Source organism: Haloferax massiliensis (assembly GCF_001368915.1).
GTDB lineage: Archaea > Halobacteriota > Halobacteria > Halobacteriales > Haloferacaceae > Haloferax > Haloferax massiliensis.
Window position 1 is genome coordinate 31,667 of record NZ_CSTE01000008.1, and the last position, 8,399, is coordinate 40,065.

8 protein-coding genes and 1 pseudogene are annotated in these 8,399 nt (G+C 69.4%); 3 read left to right on the plus strand and 6 right to left on the minus strand.

Annotation, left to right across the window (positions count from 1 at the left end):
• Positions 1–17: 17 nt before the first annotated feature.
• The 4 genes from BN996_RS19585 to BN996_RS19600 all read right to left on the minus strand — a co-directional run bounded on the left by BN996_RS19585 (position 18) and on the right by BN996_RS19600 (position 2,746).
• Positions 18–437, minus strand: coding sequence for a DUF8057 family protein (locus BN996_RS19585; RefSeq protein WP_089781869.1), 420 nt, complete (start codon positions 435–437; stop codon positions 18–20).
• Positions 438–450: 13 nt separating this feature from the next.
• Entirely contained in the window at positions 451–1,155 is a 705-nt protein-coding gene (locus tag BN996_RS19590; protein ID WP_089781871.1) for an RAD55 family ATPase, read from the minus strand.
• Positions 1,156–1,241: 86 nt separating this feature from the next.
• On the minus strand, positions 1,242–2,018 hold the full coding sequence (locus BN996_RS19595; protein WP_089781873.1) for an aldo/keto reductase: 777 nt from the start codon (positions 2,016–2,018) through the stop codon (positions 1,242–1,244).
• A complete protein-coding gene (locus tag BN996_RS19600; protein WP_089781875.1) occupies positions 2,015–2,746 on the minus strand; it encodes an HAD family hydrolase in 732 nt (243 codons plus the stop codon). The genes BN996_RS19595 and BN996_RS19600 overlap by 4 nt, the downstream gene beginning before the upstream one ends.
• 156 nt (positions 2,747–2,902) lie before the next feature.
• On the opposite strand from BN996_RS19600, the gene BN996_RS19605 reads away from it, so the two are divergent.
• Positions 2,903–3,937: an NAD(P)/FAD-dependent oxidoreductase gene (locus BN996_RS19605; RefSeq protein ID WP_089781877.1), complete on the plus strand. Its 1,035-nt coding sequence runs from the start codon at positions 2,903–2,905 to the stop codon at positions 3,935–3,937.
• Positions 3,938–4,001: 64 nt separating this feature from the next.
• Here the strand turns inward: BN996_RS19605 and BN996_RS19610 are convergent, their stop codons facing one another.
• Positions 4,002–5,747: a Rieske (2Fe-2S) protein gene (locus tag BN996_RS19610; RefSeq protein ID WP_089781879.1), complete on the minus strand. Its 1,746-nt coding sequence runs from the start codon at positions 5,745–5,747 to the stop codon at positions 4,002–4,004.
• Positions 5,748–5,953: 206 nt separating this feature from the next.
• Between BN996_RS19610 and BN996_RS19615 the strand changes: the two genes are divergently transcribed.
• Positions 5,954–6,823, plus strand: a complete 870-nt coding sequence (locus BN996_RS19615) for a CehA/McbA family metallohydrolase (RefSeq protein ID WP_089781881.1) — start codon at positions 5,954–5,956, stop codon at positions 6,821–6,823.
• 79 nt (positions 6,824–6,902) lie between these two features.
• Here the strand turns inward: BN996_RS19615 and ahbB are convergent, their stop codons facing one another.
• Entirely contained in the window at positions 6,903–7,946 is a 1,044-nt protein-coding gene (gene ahbB, locus BN996_RS19620) for a siroheme decarboxylase subunit beta (RefSeq protein WP_089781882.1), read from the minus strand.
• A gap of 108 nt (positions 7,947–8,054) precedes the next feature.
• Here ahbB and BN996_RS19625 point away from each other — a divergent pair.
• Positions 8,055–8,399, plus strand: a pseudogene (locus BN996_RS19625) (anthranilate phosphoribosyltransferase); the annotation flags it as partial.

The window sequence follows — 8,399 nt, forward strand, 5'->3', positions numbered from 1 at the left end:
GTCGGCGGCGTGGCCGGCTACCCGCGACGGAGGAACTCAGGCAGTCGAATCCGAGCGAAGTCGTCGCCGCCGTCGCCATCGAGGACGGACGCGCGGCCGACGGCGTCGGGGATGCCCTGTTTGTCCGTCGGCTTCTGCATCGTCACGTCGGCGCGACCCGTCGTGGCGGGCGTCGTCTCCTCGTCGACGAGCGCCTCCCAGACGTCCTGTTTCGAGTCGTACTCCGACTCGTTGCGGGCGACGCGCTGTTTGCCCTCCTCGAAGGCGAGCTGGAGGACGCTCCGGCCGTAGGCGGTGCCGGCCTGTCGGCGGATGCGCTCGAACTCCCCGCGGTTCGGGTGGCCGAGCGCGCTGGAGACACCGAGGGCGTACATCCGGCGGATGGCCTCCTCGTCCGAAATCGTCCGCCAGTCCGTCCCGTAGACCCGTTCGTACATAGTTGTGAGTACCTCAGAGGTCGACCTTCGAGCGGGGGTCGACGACCAGCCCGTTGTCGGTGAACTCGATCGAGCGGATGTCGCAGTCGATGTCCGACCCGCGCATCTTGATGACCTGGATGCCGCGTGTCATCCCCGTCGCCTCCAGATAGTTGTGGAAGAACACCACGCCGTGGGCGAGGAAGTGCTCGTCGGAGTACGACGAGGGGTCGGTCATCTCGGAGATGAGAAGCGTCGTGGCGTCGCCCTGCTTGAGCGCCGTCAGAAACCGCGTCATCTCCTCGGAGCCGTTGGCGAAAAACAGCCGGAGCAGCATCGTCGAGTCGATGACGAGCCGGTCGACCTGCCGGGAGTTGACGAACGCGACGATCTTGTCGGTGAGGCTCTGGACGCTCGACGACCCCCCGCTCTGAGAGAACTGGTTGAGGATGTGTTTCCCCTTCGGGCTCACGAGGTTGATGAAGTGAAAGCCATCGGAGCTGGCGAGCGTCTCGAAGCCGAAGTCGAACCCCGACATATCGTTTATCAGCTCGTCTTCGGTCTCGTGCATGGTGATATACATGCACTTCTCGCCGTTGCGAAGCCCCTCGGCCATGAACTGCGCCGTGAACGTCGTCTTCCCGCTCCCCGGCGGTCCGCTCAGCACGTACAGTCGGCGCGGGAGGAAACCACCCTGGATGAGCTCGTCGAACCCGCTTACCCCACTCGGAATCCGCATGGTCGGACACTCGCCCGCCCTGATATAATCGTTCCGGGACTGGTATCGAAATTGAGACTTCGGGACGGCATCGAACGCCCGACTCGTCACTCGGGAAACAGTTCGACCTCAGATTCGATACCGTCGATGGTCGCCACGTCGGCCGCGTCGAGTTCCAGCGAGACGGCGTCGAGGTTCGCCCGGAGGTGTCTCTCGCTCGACGCCTTCGGAATGGGGCACAGCCCCTTTTCGGCCAGCCACGCGAGGCTCACCGCCTCGGGCGTCGCGCCGTGACTCTCCGCGACCGCGACGACCTCGTCCACGTCGCGGACGCGGCCCCCCGAAAGCGGCGAGTACGCCACCACGTCGTAGTCGTGTCGCTCGGCGTGGTCGAGGAGTTCGGGGCGCTGGAACAGCGGGTGGTACTCCGTCTGGTGGGCGACGAGCGGCGCGTCGAGCAGGTCGAGCGCCTCGTCTACCTCGGCGACGGTGAAGTTGCTGACGCCGACGCCGCGGGCGAGGCCGTCGTCGACGAGTTCGTCGAAGGCCGAAAGCGTCGCCTCGGGGTCGTAGGTGTCGATGGGGCGGTGGACGTACAGGAGGTCGACGTAGTCGACGCCCAGTCGGTCGAGGCTCTCGCGGGTCGTCCGGCGCACGTCGGCGGGCGCGAGGCTGTCCGCCCAGACCTTGGTGGCGAGCGTCACGTCCTCGCGGGGGACGTCGGCGGCCGCGAGCGCGTCGCCGACGACCGCCTCGTTCCCGTAAATCTGCGCGGTGTCGACGTGGCGGTAGCCCAGTTCCAGCGCCGCCGTCACGGCGGCGGCTTCGCCGGGCGTGTCGAGGCCCATCGTCCCGAGGCCGATGCGGGGGAGCGACCGGGTCATCGAGACGACTCACCGCCCTCGCGGCCGCCGTCGGCCGCGGGACCCGACGCGGCGGACGCGTCGCCGACGACGGGCACGCCGTCGAGTTCGAGCAGGTCGTCGAGGCCGGCGATTTCGTGGGTCGGGTCGGGCGTCGGCGTGTGGTCGGCGCGGTGGCCGCGGCGGATGAACGCGGAGTCGACGCCCGCGGCCTCGGCGGCGGCGATGTCGCTGTCGCTGTCGCCGACGAACAGCGGCGATTCGACGCCGAGGTCGGCCATGGCGCGTTCGAGGTAGTAGGGTTCGGGCTTCTTGCGGTGGAGGCTCGTCATCGAGGGCTCGCGGCCGTAGGCGGTGCCGAACAGGTCCGTCGCGTCGAGGTGGTCGACGACGAAGTCGATGGTCGCCTGCTGGTTGCTGGAGACGATGCCCATCGGGGCGTCGATGCGGCGGAGCGCGTCGAAGTCGTCGTAGGGGACTTTCCGCCCGTCGGCGATGGCCCGCCGTTGGGCGGCCGACTGGCGTTCGTCGCGGACGCGGAACAGCGTCTCGGGGTCGATGTCGTACGGTTCGGCGGCGGCGCGCACGTCCTCGGGCGACACGTGGATGACCACCTGTTCGACGTGGTCCGGGTCGGGGTCGGAGACGCCGAGTTCGGCGAAGGCGTCCCACGTCGCGTCGCGGAGGGGCGAGAGGTCGACGAGCGTGGTCAACACGCCGTCGTGGTCGAAGATGACCGAGTCGTACATACACCGACTCCGGCGGCGCGACGTGAATCGTTTTCGCCTCCCGCCGGGGCGGCGGGCGCGGACGCGGTCCCTATTCCCGCCGCGTTGCGAGTCTTTTAGCGCCTCGAAGTCGCAGTTGTAGCCGATGCTGGCTGGACTCTCACGCGGGGTGGCGAGATGACTCGCGACGTGTGCATCGTCGGAGCCGGGGCCGCTGGGGCTGGCGCGGCGTACGCGCTCCGCGAGGCGAACGCGAACGTCACGGTTCTCGAAAAGAGCCGCGGGGTGTGCGGGCGCGCCGCGACGCGCCGACGACACGGCTGTCGGTACGACCACGGCGCGAACTACGTGAAAGACTACGACCGCCGCACGGCGCAACTCGTCCGCGGACTGGGCGCGGACGGACTGGTCGACATCGACGAACCGGTCTGGACGTTCGACGGCGACGGCGTCATCTCCGAGGGCGACGCCCGCGACCAACACAAGTGGTCGTGGACCGAGGGCATCACCCAACTGGCGAAGCGCCTGCTCGCCGAGACGGAGACGACCGTCGAGCGCGAGACGCGCGTCGCCGCAATCGACCATAACCCCGACAGCGGCTACTGGTCCGTCGTCGACGAGTCGGGGACCCGCCACGGTCCGTACGACTCGGTGCTTCTGACGCCGCCAGCCCCGCAGACGGCGGGGATTCTCACCGAGATGGGCTGGGGCGACCAGTGCATGGTCGCGCTCCGCGAGGCCATCGGGAGCGTCGAGTACCGGACGATTCGAACCGTCGTCCTCCACTACCCCTTCGAGCGCGAGGAGCCGTGGTACGCGCTCGTCAACACCGACAAGACCCACCCGGTCGGCTGGGTCGCCCGCGAGGAGTGCAAGGAGGGCCACGTCCCCGACGGCGAGAGCCTGCTCGTCGTCCAACCGAGCCCCGAGTGGTCCGAGGCGCACTACGACGACCCGCTCGACGACGCGGCCGACGAGGTCGCGGGGATGGTCGCGGACCTCCTCGACGACGAGCGCCTGCGGGACCCCGACTGGGTGGACGACCAGGGCTGGCGGTACGCGCTTCCCGACGGCGTCGCCGACCGAGAGATACTCCGCCGCGGGGAGTCTCACGGCCTCTACTTCGCTGGCGACTGGACGGTCGGCGAGGGCCGGGTCCACGCCGCGCTCTGGAGCGGCGTCGACGCCGGCGAGCGAATCGCCGAGCAGTAGACGAAAAGAGCCGACGGCGACGGCGACGACATCCACAGGGTCGGCGCGACGACCCGACTCAGGCTCAGAGGTCGGCGTCTTCGCCGTACACCGACTCGCCGCGCTGGAGCCGAGCGGCGATACCGAACGTCTGTTCTCGCTCCCGGCGCGTCGGCGAGTGCGCCGCGAGGTAGCGCGCGACGCCGACGAGGAGCGTCCGCGCCTCCTCGGGCGGCCGCGTCGCCGCCTGTCTGAACCCGGCTTCGAGCGCCTGATAGGTGTGGAAGCCGGCGTCCTCGCGGAGCAGCGCGCCACCGAGTTCGCGGCGGAGCCTCGCCGGGTCGCCGCCGCCGTCGAGGAACCCCGCGGCCGCGCGACCGGCGTCGTTCACCCGCCCCTCGGCGTCGAACGCCGCGGAGAGCGTTTCGAGCGCCGCCGCCGGGTCGGCGTCGGGGGTCGGGTCGGGAAGCGGGGCCGGCGGCGTGTTCAGGAACCGGTCGAGGTAGACGTTGACTGCGGCGTCGAACACGCCCCGATAGAGCTCCGCGGCCCCGGTCCGCTCGGCGAGCCGGTGGACCGCGTTGGCGTAGGTAAAGGTGTGGTGGACCGTGTTCCAGTCGCCGAACTCGTTGGTGGTCGAGAACCGCGCGACCCGCGTGCCGGCGGCGAAGGCGACGACGTCGGCGAGTTGGACGGGCGTCGCGCCGGCCCGAATCGCCTCGGTCAGCGCGTCGACGACGTCGTTCGGGTCGTCGCCGAGGAGGGTATCGAGCAGGTCGTCGGGGCGTGACCACGTCTCGCCCGCGCCGGCGTCGACGTGGTCGTCGAGGTCGGCGAACACGTCGTCGAGCGTGCCCGCGAGGTCGATTGGGCGACGCCACTCGGCGGACTCCTCGGCCCGGTCGGCGCGGGCGAGTCCGCGGACGAGGCTCGGGAGGACCTCGTCGGCGCGGTCCCAGCCGACGTGGTCGAGCGCCTCGCAGGCCTTGTTGACGAAGTCGAGGACGTGTCCCGTGTCGAGGTAGCGGTGGTCGGTGGCGGCGGCGGCGACCATGCCGGCGAGTTCGGCGTCGTCGTGACCGGCCGCGATTGCGGTCCGGAGGACGCGCTCCGCGCCGTCGGGGTCACGGACCTCGACGTTCTCGCGGAACCACGACCGCAGGCGGTCGAAATCGGCGTCGGTCGCGCCGAGGGCGTCCTGTTCGAACCGCGGCGGCTCGTCGGAGACGTCGCCCGCGACGTGGACGAGTCCCTGATAGAGCGCGCGCTTTCGGTCGTCCGGGTCGAGGTCGGAGAGGACGTTCGCCATCGCGGTCAGGATGGTGAGCCCCGACCCCCAGCCGTCGCGCCGGTAGCGACAGCCGAACCGGACGCCGGTCGAAAGCGGCTCTGTCGGCTCGACGCCAGCGTCGAGGAGGCCGATGACGGACTTCGCGACCACCAGCCGGAGGTTCTGTTCGAGGCCGTCTTCCAGCCGGTTCGACCAGCGGACCGCCGGCGGTTCGTCCGAGTCGGGGCGGGGGTCGACGTAGACCGTCCCGTCGCGCACCTCCACGGGGTAGGTCCGCACGTCGTCGGCCCACGGGTCGAAGGTGTCGCCGCAGGAGAGCTCGAACCGGGCGTGGTGCCAGTGACAGGTCAGTACGCCCTCGTCCACGGTGCCGCGGACGAGCGGGAAACCCATGTGCGGACAGGCGTTGTCGACGGCCCTGACGGAACCCTCGTGGTCGAAGAGGGCGATAGAGCGCCCGTCCAGCGCGACCAGTTCGCGGCCGGACTCGCGGAGGTCCGCGAGGTCGGCGGCCGGTCGAAAGCGGTCTTCGGATGCCATGTGTACACGTTCGACACGGAAAATCCTAAAGATTCGCTGAAACGAATTTACGTCCGCGACGTGACCGTTTCCGGGAATCACCCAGTCGCGGACGCTCCCGACCGATTAGCGTGGGTTTGGGATTTCACCGTCCCCGCCCCTTCCCGTGCTGCGAGCTAGCACGATTCGGGCGTGTCTTTTTCGTCACCGAGGCCTAACGAGGAGTCGTGTCCGCGCTGACCGTCCGCATCGACCCCCACGTGCACTCGGAAGGCTCGTACGACGCGCACGACCCGGTGGAGCTCATCTTGGAGCAGGCCGCCGAAATCGGGTTGGACGCCGTCGTCGTCACCGACCACGACGTCATCGACGAGTCGGTCCGAGCGGCGCAACTCGCACCGATGTACGGCCTCGTCGGCATCCCCGGCGTGGAAGTCTCGACGGCCGACGGCCACCTCCTCGCGCTCGGCGTGGAGGAGCTTCCCCCGCGGCGTCGCCCGCTGGACGAGACGGCCCGGTGGGTGCGCGAGCGCGGCGGCGTCGCCATCGTCCCGCACCCGTTCCAGCGGAGCCGACACGGCATCGGTCGCCGCCGGCTCGGTCGGTACCACGACGCCGCGGGCGGCGACGCCTTCGACGCCATCGAGACGTACAACTCGTGGCTCTTCACGGGCTACAAGAACCGCCGCGCCCGCCGGTTCGCGGCGAATCGGCAGTACCCCGGCGTCGCCGGCAGCGACGCCCACAGGGTCGGGTACGTCGGCCGCGCCTACACGGAAATCGACATCCCCGACGTGTCGCGGGCCTCCCTCACCGCCGACGACATCTTGGACGCCATCCGAAGCGGTTCGACCGAGGTGCAGGGCCGTCGGACGCCGATTCCGACGAGCACGAAGCACTACGCCGGCGCGGCGGGCCGGAAGTCCGCGTACTACGCCAAACGCGGGGCGCTCGGGAGCGCGCTCCTCGCCAAGAAGGGCGCGTTCAAGTCCGGCTACTACGCGAAACTCGGCGCGCTCAAAAGCGGGTCGCTGGCGAAGACCGGCGTCGCGCAGGCCGCGCGGATGCTCTACCGGCTGTCGCCGCTGTCGCGGTAGGCGGACTGATGTGACGCGGACGGCGGCGCAAGCGTCGAAAACGAGCGGTGTTCGGGCCGGCTTTGGTCCGTTTTCTCTCTCAGTCGTCGGAGCCCACGAGCTCCTCGTACTGCGCGCCGGTCTGCTTCAGTTTCGCCGTCGAGTACAGTCGCTCGTGGTCGAACGGGAGGTGGTCGGCGGCGAGTTCGTCTATCTTCTCGTCGACGGCGTCGGCGTCCCGGCCGTGAATCATGGTAAAGAGGTTGTACTCCCAGCCCTGCTCGGGGCGGCGCGGCCGATGGTAACAGAGCGTGACGTACGGGAGGCTCCCGACGGCCTCGCCGCGGGCGTCGAGTTCGTCGTCGGGGACGTCCCAGACGACCATGCAGTTGTTCCGAAAGCCCGTGACGATGTGGTTGACGACGCAGCCGATGCGCTTGATACAGCCGTCCGCGAGGAGGCGCTCGACGGCGACGAGCACGTCGTCGACGTCGGCGCCGAGGCCGTCGGCCACGTCGCGGTAGGGCGTCTTCGACAGCGGGAAGCCGCCCTGAATCGCCACGAGCAGGCGGGCTTCGAGCGCCGAGAGGTCGCCGGTCGCGTCCTCGGAGATGCGGGTGGCGCTCACGTCGGTCGCGCCGAGGCTCTCGCGCGCGAAGCGGTCGTCGTTGACGATGGGGAATTCGAGGTCGATGTAGTAGTCGGTGAGCATCGGGAGGTTCAGCACCGCACAGCCGGTGCGCTCCTCGATTTCGTCGAGGATGCGGTCGCGCGTCTCGCGGGAGCCGGCGGTGACGACGAACCACATGTTCCACTCGTGGGCGCGGCGGTAGTTGTGGTTCACCTGCCGGTAGCCGTTGATGATTTCGGCTATCTCCTCGAAGCGCTCTTCGGGTGCGGCGACGGCCGCGAGGGTCGAACTGCCGATGACCGGCGGGTTGAGCACCGGGCCGAACCGCCGGAAGATACCGTCCTCGCGGAGCCGGCGGACGCGGTCGATGGCGTCGTCCTCGTCGATGCCTAGCTCCTCGGCGACGACGCGGAACGGTCGTTGCTCGACCGGAAAGCCGCTCTGGTAGCCGTCGATAAGCGCCGCATCGACCTCGTCGATGCCGTCCCGCCAATCGTCCGCCAACGCGCTCATTACCCCGCGTTAGGAGTCGGGAAGCCTATCGCTTTCGGACGGCGTCGACGCTCCCGGGCGACGGGACCGAACGGGACGTTTTTTGACCGCTCGCGCGAACACAGGCGCATGGCAGTAGTCGAAAGCGAGTTCGGGGAATGGCCGCTGAAGCGTCTGATGACGGAAGTCGTCGGCACGGGCACGAAGTCCGCCGAAGACATGAGCCGCGAGCAGGCGTCCGAGGCGATGCGCCGCATTCTCGCCGGCGAACCGGACCACACGACGCTCGGGGCGTTCTGGCTCGCCAACCGCTGGAAGCACAACAACGCGGAGGAACTCGCCGCCTACGCCGACGTGATGGCCGAAGGCGTCGAGTACGCCGAACCCGACGCCGACCCCGTCGACTGCGGCGCGAACTACGACGGCAAGGGCAAGACCGCCATCCTCGGCGTCGCCGCCGGCGTCGTCGCCGCC